The sequence below is a fragment of the Streptomyces sp. NPDC091281 genome, assembly GCF_044757425.1.
GTDB lineage: Bacteria > Actinomycetota > Actinomycetes > Streptomycetales > Streptomycetaceae > Streptomyces.
The window spans coordinates 186,139-206,762 of record NZ_JBIVUY010000002.1 but is presented as its reverse complement, the minus strand read 5'-3'; the positions used below and the strand labels follow the sequence as shown (position 1 = coordinate 206,762).

The window sequence follows — 20,624 nt, the reverse complement described above, 5'->3', positions numbered from 1 at the left end:
GCCCGCCGGTCAGGGGGACGGGGCGGACGGCATCTGTCGCCGGTTCTGATCCGGGGGCATGAACCCCGGCACTCGTGGGACCTGGTAGGACTGCTGTACGGCTGAGTTCGGGGAAGGCGCCTGCATGAATCGTTTGATCGCGCGGCTGTGGCGGCTCATCCGGGGCCCGCTCCAGTGGCGGGTGCTCTGGCTCACGCATGCCACGTTCATGGTGGGTGTCACGGGGGTCGTGCGGAACGACGCGGGGCAGGTGCTGCTGCTCAGGCACCGGCTGTGGCATCCGGACCGGCCCTGGGGCCTGCCCACCGGATTCGCCCGCCGGGGCGAGGAGTTCGGGATGACCGTGGTGCGCGAGGTCAAGGAGGAGACCGGGCTCGACGTCCGGCCGGGTCGGCTCGTGCGGCTCAGGAGCGGGTACCGGCTGCGGCTTGAGGTCGCGTACGAGGCGCTCCTCGTCGGGGGGACGCTCAAGATCGACGATCTGGAGATTCTGGAAGCCGGGTGGTTCGAGCCGGACGCGCTGCCCGACGGGCTTCAGGAGGTTCACCGGCGGCTCGTCCAAGAGGAGCACGACGAGCTGGGCTGGGGCGGGACCCCACCGGATTGACCCACGAAACCAGCGTCGAAATGGACCCTTGCCGGGGGCATCCCCGCTTCTAGGGTCGAGGGCATGAGCAACCAGACCGCTGCCTCCGCGACCGCTTCCGCCACCGACCGTGCCCCCGAACACACCCCCCGTCTCGCCTGGGCCGAGCTGGTGCCCGACGTATATCAGGCGATGGTGCGGCTGGACTCCGCCGCGCGGAAGGGGCTCGACGGGACGCTGCTGGAGCTGGTGAAGGTACGGGCCTCGCAGATCAACCGGTGTGCGCTCTGCGTCGACATGCACAGCAAGGACGCCCTCGCCGCCGGGGAGAGCGTGGAGCGGATCGTGCAGCTCAGCGCGTGGGAGGAGTCCGCGCACTTCTACACCGAGCGGGAGCTGGCCGCGCTGGCGCTCACCGAGGCGGTGACCGTCCTGACGGACGGGTTCGTGCCGGACGCCGTCTACGCGCGGGCCGCCGAGCACTTCGAGGAGGCGGAGCTGGCCCGCCTCGTCGCCGCCATCACCGTCATCAACGCCTGGAACCGGTTCGGTGTGACGTGCCGGCTCGTGCCGGGGCACTACCGGCCGGGGCAGCACCACACCGCCGAGCCGGTCGCGTGACCAGCGGGAGCGGCGGGAGCAACGGGCGCGGGCGGGCCGCGCGGGAGCACGGCGTCGACCTGTTCCGCGCGCTTCATCGGGGGCGCCTCCCGCACGAGCCCCTCGTCCTGCCCGGCCCCTGGGACGCGGCCAGTGCCCGCGCCTTCGCCGACGCCGGGTTCCCCGCGCTGGCCGTCCCGAGCGCGGGCGTCGCCGCCTCCCTCGGGTACGCCGACGGGGAGACCCCGGCCGACGAGATGTTCGCCGCCGTCGCGCGAATCGTCCGCGCCGTCGACGTACCGGTGTCGGCGGATGTGGAGGGCGGGTACGGGCTCGCGCCGAGGGAACTGGTCGAGCGGCTCGGGGAGGCGGGGGCCGTGGGGTGCAATCTGGAGGACTCCCGGAGCGGGGTGCTTCTGGAGCCCCGCGCGCACGCCGACCGGCTGGCGGAGGTGCGGGACGCGGCCGGGGGGCGGCTCTTCGTGAACGCGCGGATCGACACGTTCCTGCGGGGTGTCACCGACCCGGCGCGGACCATCGAGCGGGCCGCGCTGTACGTCGCGGCGGGCGCCGACTGCGTGTATCCGATCGGCGCCCCCGTCGCCGTACTGCCCTTGCTGCGCGCGGGGATTCAGGGGCCGGTGAACGTGTTCGCCGACCTCGACGCGGGCCCCTCGCCCGCCGACCTCGGCGAACTCGGGGCCACCCGCGTCACGTTCGGGCCGGGCCTGCACCGCCGGGCCGACGCGGCGGTGCGGGAGATCGCCGGGCGGCTGCGGCCGTAGCAGAACAAAGGGGGATCAAGAGGTCAGCCACGAGCGCCACTTGCTCTCGTTGTCCTTCACCCACTTCTCCGCCGCGTCCTGCGGGGTGAGCTTCTGGTCGGCGATGAGGAGGGAGACCGCGTTCTGGTCCTCCGTCGTCCACTTGAACTTCTTCAGGAAGGCCGCCGCCCGGCCGCCGTCGCGCGCGAAGTCGGCGTTGAGGTACTTCTTCAGCGGGGTGTGGGGGTAGGCGCAGGCCACCTTCTCGGGGTCGGCGTCACATCCCTCCTTGTACGCGGGGAGCTTGACCTCGGTCATGGGGACCTCCTCGAACAGCCACTGCGGCATGTACCAGTAGGTCAGGAACGGCTTCTTCTGCTGGGCGAAGCGTTTGATCTGGGTGATCTGCGCCGCCTCCGAACCGGCGAACACCACCTGGTAGTCGAGGTCCAGGTTCTTCACCAGCGCCTTGTCGTTGGTGACGTACGACGGGGAGCCGTCGAGGAGTTGGCCCTTGCCGCCGCTCTCCGGGGTGCGCAGCTGGGAGGCGTACTTGTCGAGGTTGCGCCAGTCGGTGACGTCGGGGTGCTCCTTCGCGAAGTACGTCGGGACGAACCAGCCGATGTGGCCGGTGACGCCGAGGCCGCCGCCGTCCACGATCGTCTTCTTGTCCTTCACGTACCGCTGTTCCTGCTCGGGATGGCCCCAGTCCTCCAGCAGCGCGTCCACCCGGCCCTGGCTGAGCGCGTCCCAGGCGGGCACCTCGTCGACTTGCACGGTGTCGACGCGGTAGCCCAGCTCGTGCTCCAACAGGTATTGCGCCACGGCCACGTTGGCCTGCGCGCCCACCCAGGACTGGATGGACAGGGTGACCGTCTTCGCGCCCTGCGCGTTGGCGAAGGGCGAGGCCTGCTTCGTCATGTCGGCCGCGCCGCAGCCGGTCGCCAGCAGGAGCAGCAGCGCCGCCCCGGCGCCGGTGGCGGTGGTCGTCGTACGACGTCGTCCGCGCCGGTTCATCGTCATGCTCCCTTCCTCGTACGGCGGTCCGCGGGCTGTGTGACCCGGTCGAGCATCAGGCCGAGGCACACGATCGCGGCCCCTGCGACGAGGCCGGTCGCCAGGTCGCCCTGGGCGAGGCCGAAGACGACGTCGTAGCCGAGGGCGCCGCCGCCGACGAGGCCGCCGATGATGACGACGGCGAGGACCAGCACCACGCCCTGGTTCACGGCCAGCAGCAACGACGGCCGCGCCAGCGGGAGTTGGACCTGGCGGAGCTGCTGGGCGCCGGTCGCGCCGAGCGACCGGGCGGCCTCCAGCGCGGCCGGGTCGACCTGGCGCAGGCCCTGGGTGGTGATGCGGACGACGGCGGGCAGCGCGTAGACGACCGCCGCGGCGGCGGCCGGGGCGCGGCCCACGCCGAACAGGGCGACGACCGGGATGAGGTACACGAACTGCGGCATCGTCTGGAAGACGTCCAGGACGGGCCGCAGGAGTCGTTCGACGCGGCCGCTGCGGGCCGCCGCGATCGCGGTGGCGAAGCCCAGGACAAGGGTGACGGCGACCGCCGCCAGCACCTGCGACAGGGTGTCCAACGCCGGTTCCCACACGCCGAGCACTCCGATCGCGGCCAGCGCGAGGACCGCGGTGAGCGCGGTGCGCCAGGTGCCGATCAGCCAGGACAGCGCGGCCACCAGGAGCAGCAGCGCCCACCAGGGCAGCCACTGGAGGCCGTCGCGCAGCGGGTCGAGGACCCAGGTCGTGAAGCGGCCCGCCCAGTCGGCGGTGCCGCCGACGACGGGGACACCGGAGTAGAGGTGGTCGGTCATCCAGTCGACGGCCCGGTTGACGGGCGCGGCGATGGCGACGGACCAGGACTCGGGCCAGTCCAGGCGTCCGGCGAGGCGGGCGCCGACGGCCACCGCGAGGGCCGCGCCGAGGACGGCGTACGTGACGCGCGGGGTGGGACCGGCGGCCGTACCGGCGTCGGTGCGGCCGTCACCGGCCGCCGCCGTCACGCGGTCCAGGACGATCGCGAGCAGCACGATGGGGATGCCCGCGGCGAGCGCCGCGCCGACGTCGACCGAGGCGAGCGCCTGGTAGACGCGGTCACCGAGACCGCCGCCGCCGATCACCGACGCGATGACGGCCATGGACAGCGCCATCATGATCGTCTGGTTGAGGCCGAGGAGGAGTTCGCGGCGGGCCAGCGGGATGCGGGCGGTCAGCAGGCGCTGGCGGCCGGTCGCGCCGAGCGACTCGACGGCCTCCAGGACGCCCGGGTCGGCGCCGCGCAGGCCGAGCGCGGTGAGGCGGGCCATGGGCGGGGCGGCGTACACGACCGTCGCGAGGACGGCGGCGGGGACGCCGATGCCGAAGACGAGGACGACGGGGAGCAGGTAGGCGAAGGCGGGCAGCACCTGCATGGTGTCCAGGACCGGGCGCAGGGCGCGGTCCATGCGGTCGGAGAGTCCGGCGGCCAGGCCGAGCAGCGCGCCGACGATCACCGACGCGAGGACGGCGACCACCATGAGCGCGAGCGTCTGCATGGTGGGAATCCACATGCCGAGCAGGCCGCAGGCGAGGAACGCGGCGGCCGTGCCGAGCGCCAGGCGTACGCCCGCGACCCGCCACGCGACGAACGCGCCCAGCGCGGTGACGCCCGCCCAGCCCGCGGCGAGGAGGACCAGGTAGACGCCGCGCACGGCGAGGACGACGGCGTTGCTGACGTGGCCGAAGAAGTACAGGAACAGCGGGTGGCTGTCCCGGTTGTCGATGATCCAGTCGCTGGTGCTGGTCAGCGGGCCGGACACGTCCACGGTGAGGGCGTCCGGCCAGGTGCCGCTGCGCCACGTGAGGTGGGCGAGCGGGACGAGGACGGCGGCGGCGACCGCGAGGGCCAGCAGCTTGCGGACCGACCGGTGGTGGAGGGCGGCGGGGAGGGTCGCGCGGGGCGCGGACGCGGTGATCGTCGCCATCAGCGGGCTCCCCCGGTGGCTTCCTTCGCTCCCCCGGTGACGTCTTTCGCTCCCCCGGTCGCGTCCTTCGCCTCCGCTACGGCGGTCGGCGGGGTGCTCCGCGGGGTCGCGGGCGCGGCGGAGGCGTCGGTCCCGGCGACCACGTCCAGCAGCGTGCCGGAGTCGACGACGCCCAGGCAGCGGCCGTGGTCGACGACGCGGGCCGTGCTCTTCGCGCGGGACACCGCCTCGATGGCGCGGGAGACGGTGGTGTCCGGGGTGAGGGCCGGGCCGGTGCCCGCCTCGCCGCCGGTCGCGGGCCGCATCGCCGTACGGACGGTGAGGACCTGCTCGCGCGGGACGTCCCGGACGAACTCGCGGACGTAGTCGTCGGCGGGCGAGCCGACGATCTCCTCGGGGGTGCCGAGCTGGACCACGCGCCCGTCGCGCATCAGGGCGATCCGGTCACCGAGCTTCAGCGCCTCGTTGAGGTCGTGGGTGATGAAGACCATCGTGCGGCCCTCCTCGCGGTGCAGGCGCACCACCTCCTCCTGCATGTCCCGCCGGATCAGCGGGTCGAGCGCGCTGAACGGCTCGTCGAACAGGAGGACTTCGGGGTCCACGGCGAGTGCGCGGGCCAGGCCCACGCGCTGCTGCTGGCCGCCGGAGAGCTGACCGGGTCTGCGCTGCTCCATGCCGTCCAGACCGACCTTGGCGACGACCTCGCGGGCCCGCTCGCGGCGCTCGGCGCGGCCGACGCCCTGGATCTCCAGGCCGTAGGCGACGTTGTCGAGGACCGTGCGGTGCGGGAGGAGGCCGAAGTGCTGGAAGACCATCGCGGCCCGGTGGCGCCGGAGTTCACGCAGCCGGGTGGAGTCCATCGCGCGGACGTCCTCGCCGTCCACGGTGATCGTCCCGGCGGTCGGCTCGATCAGCCGGGTCAGACAGCGCACCAGGGTCGACTTGCCGGACCCGGACAGGCCCATCACGACGAAGACCTCGCCCTTGCGGACGTCGAAGGAGACGTCCCGGACGGCGGCCGTGCAGCCGGTGCGGGCGCGCAGCTCGGCGGCGGAGAGCGCGGCCAGCTCGGGGTCGGCGGGTATCTGTGCGGCCTTCGGGCCGAACACCTTCCACAGGCCGTCGACGGAGAAGACGGTGCCGTCCGAGGCGGGGGCGGCGGGCACGGGGGTGGTGGACGTGGTGGTCATCGGGCGTCCTCTCCGATCAGGTCGACGGCGCGTTCCCCGACCATCAGCACACCGATCATCGGGTTCACCGCCGTCATGGTCGGGAAGACGGAGGCGTCGGCGACCCGCAGCGCCTGCAAGCCCCGTACCCGCAACTGCGGGTCGACGACCGCGAGTTCGTCGTCGGCGGCACCCATCCGGCAGGTGCCCGCCGGGTGGTAGACGGTGTGGGCGACCTTGCGGGCGTACTCGCTCAGCTCCTCGTCGCCGGTGACGGCCGGGCCGGGGGCCACCTCGCGCTTGAGCCAGGAGGCCAGCGGCTCGGTGGCGGCTATCTCACGGGCGATACGGATGCCGTCGACCAGGGTGCGGCCGTCGTAGTCCTCGTCGTCGGTGAAGTACCGGAAGTCCAGGGCCGGTTTGACGGCCGGGTCGGCGCTCGTCAGGTAGAGGCGGCCCCGGCTGCGGGGCTTGGGGATGTTCGGGGTCATCGAGACGCCGTACGGCGGGCGTTCGTAGCCGAGACGCTCGGGGTTGTCCGTGAACGGGATCTGGTAGAAGTGGAACATCAGGTCAGGGCCCGCGTGTTCGGGGTCGCGGCGCACGAAGAGGCCCGCGTCGGAGTCCATCGCCGAGTTCTCCGGGATCGGCCCGTGCGTCTCCCACACGATCACCGACTCCGGGTGGTCCAGGAGGTTCTCGCCGACGCCCGGCAGGTCGTGGGCTACGGGGATGCCGAGGGCGTCCAGGTCGGCGCGGGGGCCGATGCCCGAGTGCAGCAGCAGACGGGGCGTGTCGACGGCGCCCGCGCACAGCACGACCTCCCTGCGGGCCCGTACGGTGAACTCCGTGCCGTCCTTCGCCCGGACGTGGACGCCGCGTGCGCGGGTGCCGTCCAGGTCCAGGCGGTGCGCCCACGTCTCCAGATACAGGCGGAGGTTGGGGCGGTCGTCCATCACCGGGTGCAGGTAGGCGACGGACGCGCTGGAACGCTTGTTGTCCTCCGGGTGGTAGGCCAGGTCGAAGAAGCCGACGCCGTCGTCGAACGGCTTCTTGTTGAAGCCCTCCACGCGCGGGACACCCACGGCCGTCTGCGCCGCGTCCACGAAGTCGCGGGCGATCGCGTTCCGGTCCTTCTCGTCCACCGGCACGATGTTGTTCAGCAGACGCGCGTAGTACGCCTCCATCGGGACCGCGCCCCAGCCCTCCGCCCCGGCCGCCACCCACTCGTCCCAGTCGGACGGCAGCGGCTTGAACGCGATGAGCGTGTTGTGCGAGGAGCAGCCGCCGAGGACGCGGGCGCGGCTGTGGCGGATGTGCGAGTTGCCGCGCGGCTGCTCGGTGGTGGGGTAGTCGTAGTCCAGCTCGCCGCCGAGGAGGCCCATCCAGCGGCGGAGCGTCAGGACGTCGTCGCGGCCGACGTCGCTGGGGCCGCCCTCGATGACGGCGACCGTGACGTCGGGGTTCTCGGTGAGGCGGGAGGCGATGACGGAGCCGGCGGTGCCGCCGCCGACGACGACGTAGTCGTAGGTCACGTGGTCGTGTGCGGGTGGGGTGTCGGACATGGGGCTCCTTGGGGTTTGGGGAGAGCGGGGAGGGGGACTCCGTCGGCGGGAGGGGGTGGGTGAGTGGGTGGTCGAGGGGTGCGTTGTCGGGTGCGGGTGGGGTGGTGGGCCGGTCGCGCAGTTCCCCGCGCCCCTGAGGGGGTTGGGGGTGGGGTGGCTTGTCGGGTGCGGGTGGTGGTGGGGTGCTCGCGCAGTTCCCCGCGCCCCTGAGGGGACCGCGGGCCTGACGCGCCGCAGACCGGAAAGCCGCGCGGGCCCTGTGGCTGCTCAAGGGTGGCTGCTCAAGGCCCCGCATTTCTGATGATGCGTCAGGACTTGAACCAGCGGACCGGCTTGGGGCTCAGGTTCTGGTAGATGTGCTTCGTCTCGCGGTACTCCGCGAGGCCCGTGGGGCCGAGTTCGCGGCCGACGCCGCTCTTGCCGAAGCCGCCCCACTCCGCCTGGGGGAGGTAGGGGTGGAAGTCGTTGATCCACACGGTGCCGTGGCGCAGGCGTCCGGCGACCCGGCGGGCGCGGCCCGCGTCGGTGGTCCAGACGGCGCCCGCGAGGCCGTACTCGGTGTCGTTGGCGAGGGCGACCGCCTCGTCCTCGGTGCGGAAGGTCTCGACGGTGACGACCGGGCCGAAGACCTCCTCGCGGACCACCCGCATCTCGCGGTGGCACTCGTCGAGGACGGTCGGCTCGTAGAAGTAGCCGCCCTCGGGCCGGTCGGCGGACGGGTCGGGCCGCTTGCCGCCGGAGCGCAGCACCGCGCCCTCGGCGAGCGCCGACGCGACGTACGCCTCGACCTTCTCGCGCTGCTGCGCGGAGACCAGCGGGCCGCACTCGACGCCGTCGGCGGTGCCGCGTCCGAGGCGGATCAGGGCGGCGCGGCGGGCGAGTTCGGTGACGAACCGCTCGCGCACCGACTCCTCCACGATGAGGCGGGCCCCGGCCGAGCAGACCTGGCCGCTGTGGATGAAGGCGGCGTTGAGGGCCTGGTCGACGGCGGTGTCGAAGTCCTCGTCGGTGGAACAGACGTCCGCGAAGACGACGTTGGGGTTCTTGCCGCCGAGTTCGAGGGCGACCTTCTTGACGCTCGGCGCGGCGGCTTGGGCGACCTTGGTGCCGCTGGCGAGGCCGCCGGTGAAGGAGACGAGGTCGACGTCGGGGTGCTCGGCGAGGCGGGCGCCGACCGAACCGCCGGGCCCCGTCACGAGGTTGGCGACCCCGGCGGGCAGTCCGGCCTCCGTGAGGAGGTCGAGGAGGGCGACCGTGGTCAGCGGGGTGATCTCGCTGGGCTTGACGACGAAGGTGTTCCCGGCGGCCAGGGCGGGCGCGATCTTCCAACTTGCCTGGAGCAGCGGATAGTTCCAGGGGGTGATGAGCGCGCAGACGCCGACGGGTTCGTGCACGACGACGCTGTGCACGTCGGCCGTGCCCGCGTCGACGACCCGGCCGGGGGCCTCGGCGGCGACCAGGTCGGCGAAGTAGCGGAAGGCGTCCGCGACACAGTCGATGTCGACGCGGCCCTCCTCCACCGTCTTGCCCGCGTCCTGGCTCTCCAGCAGGCCGAGGGACTCGCGGTCGCGGGTGAGGAGGTCGGCGGTGCGGCGCAGCAGGGCGGCGCGCTCGGCGGCGGGGGTGCGGGGCCAGTCGCCCTCGTCGAAGGCGCGGCGGGCGGCGGCCACCGCGAGGTCGGTGTCCTTCTCGTCGCCCTCGGCGACCAGGGCGAACGGCAGGGCGTCCGCCGGGTCCAGGATCTCGCGCGTGCCGCCGGAGACGGCGGCCCGCCACTCCCCGTCGACGTGGATGGTCGCGCGCGCCGGGAGCCGCGTACCGTCCGGGGTGTCCGCTCTGCTGTCCGCCATGATCGGGGTCGCCTTCCGTTCCTGTTCCGTTCCCCCGCGTGACACAGGTGTGGCCCAGCGGGATCGCCAGCGCCTGCCCTTCGGCCGGGATTGCATGCGCGAAGGGCGAGGGAAAGTGGCCCAGGTCACGGAAGTAAGGGACATGGCGGGCATATCGCCGTACGGGGGCCTTGTGTGGACCCCGGTCAACCCCCCGGCGCGGCCTCCGCCCGTACCGCCATCAGCTCCCGTACGGCTCCGCGCAGCCACGCGTGCGCCGGGTCGGCGTCGTGCCGGGGATGCCAGGCGAGGCTCATCGGCAGGGGCGGCAGGGCCAGCGGCACCGGGCGCACGACGAGCCCCATGCTCTCGGCGAGCGGCGCGCCCCAGGAGTTGATCAGGCCGACGAGGTCGGTGTCGCGGACCACGAACAGCGAGGCCGAGAAGGAGGCGACGGAGACGGCCACCCGGCGGCGCAGCCCGAGGTCGGCGAGCGCGGTGTCGAGGGGGCCGTGCAGCCGCCCGCGCCGGGAGACGGTGAGGTGTCCGGCCCCGGTGGCGAACCGGGCGGGCGTCAACTCGCCGTCCAGCAGCGGGTGTCCACGCCGGACGACGGCCAGCATGCGGTCCTCGTGGAGGAGTTCGCTGTGCACCTCGGGCGCCACCGTGTCGACGACGCCCACTTCGAGGTCGGCGGTCCCCTCGCGCAGGAACGGCACGTCGATGTGGCTCTCGCCGAGGAAGCGGAGCCGCACGCCGGGGGCCTCGGTGGCGGCGCGGGCCAGCAGCGGCGGGCCGAGGGCGGCGGCGATCCCGTCGTGGCCGAGCAGGGTGAAGGTGCGCTCCACGGTCGCGACGTCGGTCTCCCCGGCCGGGACGAACAGCGCCCGTGCCCGCTCCACGACCGCGCTCACCTCGGCCCGTACGGCGAGGGCGCGCGGCGTCGGCACCATCCGCCGCCCGGCCCGCACCAGCACCGGATCACCGAGCGCCCGGCGGACCCGGCCCAGGGTGCGGCTCATCGCCGGTTCCGACAGATGCAGCCGCCGGGCCGCGCCCCGCACGCTCTGCTCCTCCAGCAGCACGTCCAGCGCGACCAGCAGATTGAGGTCGATCCCCGCCGGTCCGCCCACGGATTGCGTCACACGCATCGTCTCCTTGCAGAGGTTGCACTGGAGTGCAGACGCTTTCCACCCTACGGTCGAAAGGCGGCCGCACCCTCCCCATCCCCCCAGCCCCGTAGTCCTTTCAACCCGTCCCAGCTCCCCGGAGGAGTCATGTCCTCGCACGCCCCGGCCCGTACGCCGGACCCCGCGGCCACCCCCGACCCCCCGTCCACGCCACGGCGGGGCCCGGCGCTGACGCGCTCCGTCCTGCTCACCCTCTGCGCCTGCGTCCTGGTCGCACAGAGCATGGTCGCGGCCATCAACCTCCTGATCCCGCAACTGAGTTCGTCGTCCCTGCACCCGTCACGGGCAGAGGTCCTGTGGACGGTCGACGCCTACGTCATCGTCTTCGCGGGCCTCCTCGTCCCGGCGGGCGCGCTCGCCGACCGCTACGGCCGCAAGGGCGCCCTCCTCACCGGCCTCGCCCTGTTCGCGGCGGGCGCCGCCACGAGCGCGCTGGCAACCGCCCCGGCGCTGCTGATCGCGGGCCGGGGCGTGTCCGGGGCCGGGGCGGCGCTCATCACCCCGGCCACTCTGTCGGTCCTCATGCACCTGGCGGGCCCCGAGCGCCGGGCGCAGGCCATGGCGTCCTGGACGCTGTCGCTGGGCCTCGGCGGGATGGCCGGCAACCTCGGCGGCGGCGTGGTCGGCGAATACCTCAGCTGGCGGGCCCTGTTCGGCGCGATGGTGCCGCTGGCGGCGCTGCTCGCGCTGGCCGTCGCCCGCACCGTCCCGCGCACCGCCCGCTCCCCGCACAGCCACCCCGACCCGCTGGGCGCGCTGCTGCTCACGGCGGGCCTGGTCGCCGTCCTGTTCGGCATCATCGAGGGCCCGGACCACGGCTGGACCTCGCCCCGCATCCTGTCCGCGTTCGCGGCGGGCGCCGTCCTGGTCGCCGCGTTCACCCTGCACGCGCTGCGCTCGGCGACCCCCCTGTTCGACCCGCGCGTCTTCGCCGCCCGCCGGCTGCGCGCGACGACCCTCGGCATGGCCACCGGGTTCTTCGGCCTGTTCGCCCTGTTCTTCGTCAACTCCCAGTACCTCCAGGACGTCAAGGGCTACGGCCCCGGCCGCACCGGCGTCGCGATCGTCCCGCTGATCGTCGGCATGGCCCTGGTCCCCAAGCTGGCCGCCCGCTGGTCGGCGCACCCCCGCCCCGTGGTGGGCGCCGGGCTCGGCCTCATCGGCGCCGGTCTGCTCGCGGTGTCCACCGCCGACGCGGGCACCCCGTACCCGCTCTACGCCTGCTGGCTGCTGGTCATCTCGGCGGGCACCGGCCTGTCGATGCCCGCGCTCACCCTCGGCGTCGTCACCTCGCTCCCCCCGCACCAGGCGGGCCTCGGCTCCGGACTCGGCACCTCCGCACGGGAGATCGGCGCCGCCCTCGGCGTCGCGGTCACCGGCACCGTCCTCGCGGGCCACGCCGACTTCCCCTCCGGCATGGGCCCGGCGCTACGCGTCGTCGCGGTGACGGTGCTGGTCGCGGCGGGCGTGGTGGTGCTGGGGCTGGGCGGGGGCGGGAAGCGGGCGGGAACGGACTGATCCCCGGACAGCCGTGCCGTCCGGGGATCAGTCCGAGGTGTGGCGCCGCTTCAGCCGGGCCCCAAGGAGGCCTGGTTCAGCCGGGCCTCGGGGCCTGCGGCCCAGGGGCTCAGATGAGGCCGAGGGCGCGGACCGCCTCGCGCTCCTCCTCCAGCTCCTTCACCGACGCGTCGACGCGGGCGCGGGAGAACGCGTTGAGGTCCAGGCCCTGGACGATCTCGAAGCGGCCGTCCTTGGCGGTGACCGGGAACGAGGAGATCAGGCCCTCGGGGACGCCGTAGGAGCCGTCGGAGGGGATGCCGGCCGAGGTCCAGTCGCCGTCGGCGGTGCCGTTGGTCCAGGTGAAGACGTGGTCGATGGCGGCGTTGGCGGCGGAGGCGGCGGAGGACGCGCCCCGCGCCTCGATGATCGCGGCGCCGCGCTTGGCGACGGTCGGGATGAACTCGTCGGCCAGCCACTTCTCGTCGTCGACGATCTCGGCCGCGTTCTTGCCGCCGACCGTGGCGTGGAAGATGTCCGGGTACTGGGTGGCGGAGTGGTTGCCCCAGATGGTCAGGCGCTTGATGTCGGCGACCGTGGAGCCCGTCTTCTTCGCGAGCTGGGTGAGCGCGCGGTTGTGGTCGAGGCGGGTCATCGCGGTGAAGCGCTCGGCCGGTACGTCCGGGGCGGCGGCCTGGGCGATCAGCGCGTTGGTGTTGGCCGGGTTGCCGACGACGAGGACGCGGATGTCGTCCGCCGCGTGGTCGTTGATGGCCTTGCCCTGGGGCTTGAAGATGCCGCCGTTGGCCTCCAGGAGGTCACCGCGCTCCATGCCCTTGGTGCGGGGGCGGGCGCCGACGAGGAGGGCGACGTTGGCGCCGTCGAAGGCGACGTTCGGGTCGTCGCTGATCTCGATGCCCTGGAGCAGCGGGAACGCGCTGTCGTCCAGCTCCATCGCGGTGCCCTCGGCGGCCTTGAGGGCGGGGGTGATCTCCAGGAGGCGCAGCTTGACCGGCACGTCCGCGCCGAGCAGCTGGCCGGAGGCGATGCGGAAGAGCAGGGCGTAACCGATCTGGCCGGCCGCGCCGGTGACGGTGACGTTCACGGGAGTGCGGGTCATGGCGTTCTCCGTATGACAGCTGGCGGTGGGGCGTCCCTGCCCCGGATGTTTGATCGATCTCTTGGTATCAAGAGAGATCAGCGGTCAGGCTATCGCGCATCCGGGAAGCCGGGTGTCCGGGGCTGTGTGGCCCGGCCCACAGACCGGTGGGTCCGCGCGCGGCGGGCCCACCGGAGGATTGCCGCCGGACGGCCGCGGCGGCCGTCCGGTTCGGGAGAGGGGGGAACCGGGCGGCCGCCGTGTGGGGGGACCGGTACTGCCGGACTCCCGTGGGGGGTACCGGTCGCGTGCCCGGCGCCGGGCCCGGTATGCCTCGCCGGACCCGCCTTTTTCCGGGCCGTCCGAACGGCCGTACCGGCGGCCACCCTTACGGCCCGCCCCCTAGGTGCGCCCGGGGAGCACGTCGCCCCGCGTCGGCCGGGGCCCGCACGCCGCTACGACGTGCAGGTCTCGGCGCCCGTCGCCGCGGGCACCACGCACGCGGTCAGCTCGCCAGGCCCGTCCACCGCCACCATCGGCGTGTACGCGATGGTGTCGCCGACGGCGGTGAGGGTCGACGTCTGCCGTGCGGCGCCGGCCGCGCGGACCGTGACGGTGTCCCCGGGGCCCGCCTGCGTGAGCCTGCCCCAGGCCGCGCCGCAGTCCGCGCTGTAGCGGATCTCCAGCCGCCGGGTGCCGACGGTGATGTCCCGCGTGGTGACCGCGCGCGGCCCGCTGCACCCCATAGCCTCCGGGTCGCGGCCGGTGCAGTCCGCGCCCGCGCACCGCACACCGGGCGGCAGCCGGGGGGAGGGCGGGGCGGAGGGGGAGGAGGCGGCCGGGGCGGTCCGGGCCGGGTCGGCGGGCCCGCCGCCGGTCAGCAGGAAGGCGCCGACGACGACACCGACCACCCCGACGACGCCGGTGACGAAGAGCGCGGGGCGCCGCCGGACGCGGGCCGGGGCCGCCGCGACGGGCGCGGCCGTCGCGGTCGGGGGGCGCGAGAGGCGTACGGCCTGCGCGGCGCTGTCGGCGCCCAGGGCGGCCCGGCTCCAGGCGCGCTCGGCCCGCTCCCAGAGGGCGACCAGGGGCGCGGGGTCCTCCCCGGCGACCTCGGCGAGCGCGACGACCGCGCCCTTGGGGGCCAGCAGCAGGCCGTTGAGGTAGCGCTCCCAGGACGCCCTGCCGTAGCCGGTGAGGTCGGCGAGGACGGCCGGGTTGAGCGCGCCGTCGGCGCCCCGGCCGAGGTCGCCGGGCCGTCCGTCGTCGACCAGCCGCCGCAGCCGGTGCACCAACTGCCCGACTTCCGGGGCCAGTCCGTCCGGCAGATCCTTCCAGCGAGGCATCGGTCCGCCCCTTCCTCCCCGTGCGTCGGCGACCCGCGCCGATCCCCCTGTGCGGATCACGGTAACGCTCAGCCGAAGGTCAGCGCTCCCCCGACCACGACGAGCAGCAGCGTGAGCAGGAGCAGCACCGCGGAGAGCAGCAGCCGTCCGGCGCCGCGCGCCGGTTCCGGCGGCCGTTCCGGCTCGTCCGGGCGGTCCCACCAGGGCCGGGTGGGGTCGTCCTCGTAGGGCGGCTCGGCGTCGCCGAGCGGGGTGCCGGTGGCGTCGGCCGGGGCGGGCGGGGCGGCCGGGCGGGGCCAGGCCTCGACGGCCAACTCCCACCGTACGCCGTGCCGTTCGGCGTCCGGTCCGGTCAGCCCCGCGACCCGGCAGAGCGCGGCGACGGCCTGCCGGGGCGGCGGCTGGACGGCGTTGAGATAGCGCTGCCACGACGACTTGCTGTACGCGGTGCGGGCGGCGAGCGAGGCCAGGCTGAGGCCCGTGCCGTCCTTCACCCGGCGCAGATGCACGACGAAGTGCCGTACCTCGGACGGCAGGTCGTCCGGCAGCGGCTGCCAAGCGCCCATCGGCCCCACCATCGGCCCCACCTCCCCTTCGGCCCTCCGGAGGGACGACGGACGGCGGCCGGACGGTTCCCGCGCGGGCGGTCACTGTGGCGCGGCCCGCACACGGTGGCGGAACGGTCACCGCTGTGCCACAGCGCGCGGACAGCCGTTGAACAGGTCCGTCCCGGTGGGCGAGCCTGGACGTGCGACGGCGGCCCGTCCTTCTCGGGGGAGAGGACGGGCCGCCGCACGCGTTCCGGCTGGGGGGACGCCTCAGCTGTCGACGGTGAAGTGCAACGTGTCCTTGAGGAACGGGATCTGGAGCAGCGGCTTCGGCTGCGCCATCAGCGCCAGCAGGACGATGACCGCGCCGAGCACGCCGTACGTCGCGATGTCCGTGAAGCGGGAGCGGACGGCGAGCATGCCGACGCCGGGCAGCAGCCAGCGCAGCACCGCGCCGCCGAGCAGGGCCACGCCGATCAGGATGATGCCGATCCGGAACTGGTCCAGCGCGGTGATCAGCAGCCCGAGCGCGACCAGGCCGAGCACGGCGAGGATCGGCCACTGCCGGGCGGGCGCGGGCGCGTCGCCGGGGGCGGCCCGGCCACCGCCCTCGGGGCGCGCGGTGTCGCGGGTGAACAGGGGGAAGCGGCGGGTGGTCCGGCGCGGGACGCCGTCGGCACCGGGCGCGCTGACGGGGTCGGTGACGACGGGCTCGACGAACGCCTCCTCCTGGGTGGCGGGAGGCGGGGTGGGGGCCGCCGGGTCGGGGGCCGGGGCGGGGTCGGGGTCTGGGGCGGAGGGCCGGTTCCCGTCCGGGTGAGGGTCCGGGTGCGGGTCCGGGGCCACGTCGGGGTTCGCGTCCGGGGTCGGCTCCGGGGCGGACGCGGTGGTGGACGCGGTGCCCTTGGTGCTCTTCTCCGGGTCGGCCCCGGAGACCTCCTGCGGGGCGCCCCCCGAGGTCTCCTCCGGGCGGGTCGTAGGGGTCGTACGGGTCGGGTCGGCCGGGTCGTCCCGGCGGTCAGCGGGCACTGCGCTCCGCCGCCTCGACCACGTTGACGAGGAGCTGGGCGCGGGTCATCGGGCCGACCCCGCCGGGGTTGGGCGAGACCCACGCGGCGACCTCGCGCACGTCCGGGTGGACGTCGCCGACGATCCGGCCCTCCGCGCTGCGGGAGACGCCGACGTCGAGGACGGCCGCCCCCGGCTTGACGTCCTCGGCGCGGATCAGGTGCGCGGAGCCCGCGGCGGCCACGACGATGTCGGCCCGCCGCAGGTGGGCGGCGAGGTCACGGGTGCCGGTGTGGCACTGGGTGACCGTGGCGTTCTCGCTGCGCCGGGTCAGCAGCAGCGGCATCGGGCGGCCGATGGTGACCCCGCGGCCGACGACGACCACCTCGGCGCCCTTGATCTCCACGCCGTAGCGCCGCAGCAGGGTGAGGACGCCGTTGGGCGTGCAGGGCAGCGGCGCGGGCTCGTTGAGGACGAGACGGCCGAGGTTCATCGGGTGCAGGCCGTCGGCGTCCTTGTCCGGGTCCATCAGCTCCAGGACGCGGTTCTCGTCGATGCCCTTGGGCAGCGGGAGCTGGACGATGTAACCGGTGCAGGCCGGGTCCTCGTTCAGCTCGCGGACGACCGCCTCGATCTCCTCCTGCGTGGCCGTGCCGGGCAGTTCGCGCTGGATCGAGGCGATACCGACCTCGGCGCAGTCGCGGTGCTTCCCGGCGACGTACTTCTGGCTGCCGGGGTCGTCCCCGACGAGGATCGTGCCGAGGCCGGGCGTGACGCCCTTCTCCTTCAGCGCCGCCACGCGGGCGGTCAGATCCGACTTGATCTCGGCTGCGGTGGCCTTGCCATCGAGAATCTGGGCGGTCATGGCCCCATCCTCCCGGATGACGGCCCCCGGCTCCCAATCGGCCCGTGACCGGCGGGGTTGCGCTTGCACAACGTCCCGGGGAACCCCCTGGACAACTCCCGGGCCGCTGGCCAACGATGGAGGCGCAGTGCCGCGGGCAGTACCGGGGGGACCGACCGCATCCACGCACCGACCTCCTCCGCATCGCGCCGCCCGTCGTCCCCGCACTCGACGCACACGGAGGAAGGACCGCCATGAGCTACGGCGAGCCGCACAACCCCTACGGGCCGCCGCCCCAGCAGCCCCAGCCCGCCCCGGGTCACCCCCCGCAGGGCTACGGGTTCCCCCCGCAGGGTCCCCCGCAGCAGGGCTACCCGCAGTACCCGGGCGGGCCGGCCCCGTACCCGCAGTACCAGGGGGGCCACCCCGGCGGACCGTCCACGCTGCCCGGTGCCGCGCGCACCGCCCGCATCCTGACCGGCGTGATCGCGCTGGCCCACGTCATCGTCGCGGGCGCCTACCTGTGGGTGCTGGGCCGGTGGGACGAGGAGATGACCAAGGCGGGCGTCACCGGCGACGCGGACGCCGAGCGCTTCGCCGACATCGGCAAGGGCGTCGTGGTGTTCCTCGCCGCGCTGGCGGCGGTGTACGCGGTCCTCGGCCTGATCCTGTTCCTCCAGTACGCCAAGGGCGGCAACGGCGTCCGGGTCTGCTCGATCGTCTACGCCTCGTTCGCGATCGTCACCGGCATCTTCTCGCTCACCGCGTGGGGCCTCGGCCTGCTCCTGATCGGCGTCAGCATCACGGCGATCGTCTTCGCCGCCAAGCGGGAGACCGCCGACTGGTTCCGCCGCCCCCGCTTCTGACCCCGGCCCTCCGGGTCACACCGTCACCCGGTCGCACCAGCCGCAATCCGCCACGCCCGCCCGCCGGGACCGCGCCCACCGCCCGCACGGACGGTCCCGCGCGGGCCCCGGGGGCGCGGCGGCGGCGAACGGTTCACGCCAATCCCGGCCGGGGGCGGGGTCGGACCGGTACGAAGGGGGACACCGCCCCGCCGGGTCGCCCTACCCTGACCTCCTACCCTGACTTCGGTAGCCGTCGGGCACGGGGAGACGCACCTTGTACAGCATCATCGTGGTACCTCCACCGGGCGCCGGGGACGTGCGACGAGACGGACAGATCCGGCTGGCGCCGGGCGATCGGCTCTCCTTCGGGCGCTCCGCGGCCGACAACGACCTGCGCATCCCGCACGACGGCGTCTCGCGCCGCGCGGGCGAGATCACCGCGCAGGGCGCCTTCTGGATACTCAGCAACCTCTCCGCCCACCACACCTACGTGGTGGAGAACCCGGAGGGGGCGGGCGAGCACATCAAGGTGGGGCCGGGGCGGCTGGACGCGCCGGTGCCGTTCGAGTTCTCCCGGATCGTGCTGCCCGCCGCGGGCGACCTGCTCGCCGTCGAGGTGTGGGCGCCCCGCCACGACTACCGGCGGCCGGGCGGCGCCGACGGCACGGAAGGCGCGGACGGCGCGGACGGGGGATTCGCCCTGCTCGACGGCGCCACCACCGCGCCCGCCTTCTCCGTGGACCGCACGAAGCGCTACTTCGCGGTGCTGGCCGCGCTGTGCGAGCCCCGCCTGCGCGGCGCGCCGCACGCCCCGCTGCCCACCGTCGACCAGGTGGTCGACCGGCTGCGCCCGGCCTGGCCCGCCGCGTCCCGCACGTCCGTGCAGTGGAACATCGACTACCTGGCCGTGAAACTGCGGCTCAAGCCGGGCCCGGAGACCGCCGACACCGGTCCGCGGCTGAACGGCAAGAAGGAGTCGCTGGTCTCGCTGGCGCTCCGCTTCGACCTGGTCCGCGAGGACGACCTGATCGTGCTCGCGGCCCCGGCGGGGGCACCGGACCGCGCCGCCGCCCGGACGCCCGCGCCGCGACAGGCCGCGCCCGGCCGGGCCGCCCGGTGACCGAGCCCTACGCCGTACCCGTACCCCGCGGGTACCGGGTGGGCGCCTGGGAGGTGCGCGCCCCGCTCGCCACCGGCGCCTTCGGCAGCGTCTACGAGGGCCGCTACACCGGCGGCGACGGACGCCTCCCCCGCACGGCGGCCCTGAAGTTCCTGCCCACCGGCACCTCCACCCCCCGCAGGCTGGCGCACCTCCAGGACCTGGTGGAGCGCGAGGTGGAGCTGTACCGGCGGCTGCGCCACCCCAGGCTGATCCGCATGTACGAGACGCTCACCGTCGACGACCCGGACCGCCCCGCCCTGGACGGCGCGACCGTGCTGGTCCTGGAGCGGGCGGAGGGCTCCCTGGCCGCGCTGCTGGCCCGCACGCCCCGCCCCGAGCGCGGCCCGGCCCTGCTCGCGCAGATCGTCGAGGGCCTGCACCAGCTGCACGCGGCGGGCTGGGTGCACGGGGATCTGAAACCGGCCAACGTGCTGCTGATGCGGGACGGTTCGGTCCGGCTCGGCGACTTCAACATGGCGGCCGAGCTGGAGGGCACCCACGCCTACACGCCCGCCTTCTCCACCCCCGACTACACCCCGCCCGAGCTGCTGTGGTCGGAGATCGGGGAGCGGGGCCGCCGTATCCGGCCGTCGGCCGACGTGTGGGCGTTCGGGGTCCTCGCCCACCTGGTCCTCACCCACACGCTGCCGCTGCCCGGCGCGACCCCGACGGCCCGCCGGGACGCCGCCGTCGCCTACGCCCGCGGCACCGACCCGCTGCGGCTCTCCCCCGGCCTGCCCGAGCCGTGGCAGGACATCGTGCGGGACTGCCTGACCCGCACCCACGCCGAACGCCTCGGCTCCGCGGCCCTGTTGCGCCGGGTCCGCGCTGCCACGGGCACCGGCCCGCCGACCGGCCGGCGGCGCCCGTCCCGCCGTACGACCGCGCTGGCCGCCGCGGCGGCGACCGTGGCCGCGGCCGTGCTGGGCTTCGGCGTCAGCACCTGGGCGGGGGACGGCGGCGCCGGGGACGACCGGAAGGCGGCGCCCGCGTCGGCTTCGCTCACCCCGGCCGCGCGGTACGGGGCGTCGGAGCTGCACACCGGGAAGGGTGTTCCGGCCGCGTACCGGCTGCTGATCGTGGAGACCGCGCGCGACTGCGACCGGGAGGGCGTCACGTCCGCGCTGATCGCGGCGATGCTGAAGGTGGAGAGCGACTTCGACCCGGACCTCTCCGACCCGGCGAAGGACGAGTACGGCATCGCCCGCTGGACGCCGAGCGTGCTGCGCTGGTGGATGCACGAGGACGGCACCCCCGGCGAGACGGTGCCCGCGCCGCCGTTCCCGCCCGCCGAGTCGATCCCGGCGATGGGCCGCTACCTGTGCTGGATCGCGCCCCGCCTCGACCGGACGCTGCCCGGCGACCCGCGGCTGCTGATCGCCGCCGCCTACCGGACGTCGTACCGCAAGGTGAACGACGCGGGCGGTGTTCCCCCGAAGTACGCCGACTACGCCGCCCGCGTCGCCCACTACCTCAAGGAGTACACGCCGCCGGGCCGCACGTGACCCTCGGACGTCCTAGGTACCGGGCGGACGGCCGCTGCGGCAGGGTGGACGCCCGTACCGGCGGACGGCCAGACCCCCCACGGGAGACG

18 protein-coding genes are annotated in these 20,624 nt (G+C 74.4%); 7 read left to right on the top strand and 11 right to left on the bottom strand.

What is annotated here, in order from left to right; all coding sequences use genetic code 11:
- Positions 1-124: 124 nt before the first annotated feature.
- The 3 genes from ACIQPQ_RS05375 (at position 125) to ACIQPQ_RS05365 (ending at position 1,971) form a co-directional block, all read left to right on the top strand.
- Positions 125-607 (top strand): NUDIX domain-containing protein, encoded by a 483-nt coding sequence (locus ACIQPQ_RS05375; RefSeq protein ID WP_401299996.1) that lies wholly within the window; start codon positions 125-127, stop codon positions 605-607.
- A gap of 63 nt (positions 608-670) precedes the next feature.
- The gene (locus tag ACIQPQ_RS05370) at positions 671-1,207 is read left to right on the top strand and encodes a carboxymuconolactone decarboxylase family protein (RefSeq protein ID WP_401299995.1); all 537 of its coding nucleotides are present in this window, start codon (positions 671-673) and stop codon (positions 1,205-1,207) included.
- Positions 1,204-1,971 (top strand): isocitrate lyase/phosphoenolpyruvate mutase family protein, encoded by a 768-nt coding sequence (locus ACIQPQ_RS05365; RefSeq protein WP_401299992.1) that lies wholly within the window; start codon positions 1,204-1,206, stop codon positions 1,969-1,971. The genes ACIQPQ_RS05370 and ACIQPQ_RS05365 overlap by 4 nt, the downstream gene beginning before the upstream one ends.
- 15 nt (positions 1,972-1,986) lie before the next feature.
- On the opposite strand, the gene ACIQPQ_RS05360 is transcribed toward ACIQPQ_RS05365, so the two are convergent.
- The 6 genes from ACIQPQ_RS05360 to ACIQPQ_RS05335 form a co-directional block, all read right to left on the bottom strand.
- Positions 1,987-2,967, bottom strand: a complete 981-nt coding sequence (locus tag ACIQPQ_RS05360; protein ID WP_401301476.1) for an ABC transporter substrate-binding protein — start codon at positions 2,965-2,967, stop codon at positions 1,987-1,989.
- Positions 2,968-2,969: 2 nt separating this feature from the next.
- Positions 2,970-4,925 (bottom strand): ABC transporter permease, encoded by a 1,956-nt coding sequence (locus tag ACIQPQ_RS05355; RefSeq protein WP_401299989.1) that lies wholly within the window; start codon positions 4,923-4,925, stop codon positions 2,970-2,972.
- Positions 4,925-6,115 carry a glycine betaine/L-proline ABC transporter ATP-binding protein gene (locus tag ACIQPQ_RS05350; RefSeq protein ID WP_401299987.1) on the bottom strand — a complete coding sequence of 397 codons (1,191 nt, stop codon included), beginning with the start codon at positions 6,113-6,115 and terminating at the stop codon, positions 4,925-4,927. Before ACIQPQ_RS05350 ends, ACIQPQ_RS05355 begins: the two co-directional genes overlap by 1 nt.
- Positions 6,112-7,659, bottom strand: a complete 1,548-nt coding sequence (locus ACIQPQ_RS05345) for a GMC family oxidoreductase (protein ID WP_401299984.1) — start codon at positions 7,657-7,659, stop codon at positions 6,112-6,114. The genes ACIQPQ_RS05350 and ACIQPQ_RS05345 overlap by 4 nt, the downstream gene beginning before the upstream one ends.
- A 308-nt stretch (positions 7,660-7,967) precedes the next feature.
- A complete protein-coding gene (locus tag ACIQPQ_RS05340; protein ID WP_401299981.1) occupies positions 7,968-9,509 on the bottom strand; it encodes an aldehyde dehydrogenase family protein in 1,542 nt (513 codons plus the stop codon).
- Positions 9,510-9,694: 185 nt separating this feature from the next.
- Positions 9,695-10,639, bottom strand: a complete 945-nt coding sequence (locus ACIQPQ_RS05335) for a LysR family transcriptional regulator (RefSeq protein ID WP_401299978.1) — start codon at positions 10,637-10,639, stop codon at positions 9,695-9,697.
- A gap of 126 nt (positions 10,640-10,765) precedes the next feature.
- On the opposite strand from ACIQPQ_RS05335, the gene ACIQPQ_RS05330 reads away from it, so the two are divergent.
- On the top strand, positions 10,766-12,196 hold the full coding sequence (locus tag ACIQPQ_RS05330) for an MFS transporter (protein ID WP_401299975.1): 1,431 nt from the start codon (positions 10,766-10,768) through the stop codon (positions 12,194-12,196).
- A gap of 109 nt (positions 12,197-12,305) precedes the next feature.
- Here ACIQPQ_RS05330 and ACIQPQ_RS05325 read toward each other — a convergent pair whose 3' ends face one another.
- The 5 genes from ACIQPQ_RS05325 to ACIQPQ_RS05305 all read right to left on the bottom strand — a co-directional run bounded on the left by ACIQPQ_RS05325 (position 12,306) and on the right by ACIQPQ_RS05305 (position 17,041).
- Entirely contained in the window at positions 12,306-13,295 is a 990-nt protein-coding gene (locus ACIQPQ_RS05325) for a malate dehydrogenase (RefSeq protein ID WP_401299972.1), read from the bottom strand.
- Positions 13,296-13,729: 434 nt separating this feature from the next.
- The gene (locus tag ACIQPQ_RS05320) at positions 13,730-14,620 is read right to left on the bottom strand and encodes a DUF2690 domain-containing protein (RefSeq protein ID WP_401299969.1); all 891 of its coding nucleotides are present in this window, start codon (positions 14,618-14,620) and stop codon (positions 13,730-13,732) included.
- Between the two features lie 68 nt (positions 14,621-14,688).
- Positions 14,689-15,186 (bottom strand): helix-turn-helix domain-containing protein, encoded by a 498-nt coding sequence (locus ACIQPQ_RS05315; protein WP_401299966.1) that lies wholly within the window; start codon positions 15,184-15,186, stop codon positions 14,689-14,691.
- A gap of 252 nt (positions 15,187-15,438) precedes the next feature.
- The gene (locus ACIQPQ_RS05310) at positions 15,439-16,014 is read right to left on the bottom strand and encodes a DUF3017 domain-containing protein (protein ID WP_401301473.1); all 576 of its coding nucleotides are present in this window, start codon (positions 16,012-16,014) and stop codon (positions 15,439-15,441) included.
- 172 nt (positions 16,015-16,186) lie between these two features.
- Positions 16,187-17,041, bottom strand: a complete 855-nt coding sequence (locus ACIQPQ_RS05305) for a bifunctional methylenetetrahydrofolate dehydrogenase/methenyltetrahydrofolate cyclohydrolase (RefSeq protein WP_401299963.1) — start codon at positions 17,039-17,041, stop codon at positions 16,187-16,189.
- 233 nt (positions 17,042-17,274) lie between these two features.
- Between ACIQPQ_RS05305 and ACIQPQ_RS05300 the strand changes: the two genes are divergently transcribed.
- The 3 genes from ACIQPQ_RS05300 (at position 17,275) to ACIQPQ_RS05290 (ending at position 20,535) form a co-directional block, all read left to right on the top strand.
- The gene (locus ACIQPQ_RS05300; RefSeq protein WP_401299961.1) at positions 17,275-17,886 is read left to right on the top strand and encodes a hypothetical protein; all 612 of its coding nucleotides are present in this window, start codon (positions 17,275-17,277) and stop codon (positions 17,884-17,886) included.
- Between the two features lie 256 nt (positions 17,887-18,142).
- Positions 18,143-18,988: an FHA domain-containing protein gene (locus ACIQPQ_RS05295; RefSeq protein WP_401299958.1), complete on the top strand. Its 846-nt coding sequence runs from the start codon at positions 18,143-18,145 to the stop codon at positions 18,986-18,988.
- The gene (locus ACIQPQ_RS05290; protein ID WP_401299955.1) at positions 18,985-20,535 is read left to right on the top strand and encodes a protein kinase; all 1,551 of its coding nucleotides are present in this window, start codon (positions 18,985-18,987) and stop codon (positions 20,533-20,535) included. The genes ACIQPQ_RS05295 and ACIQPQ_RS05290 overlap by 4 nt, the downstream gene beginning before the upstream one ends.
- The last annotated feature ends 89 nt before the right edge of the window (positions 20,536-20,624 follow it).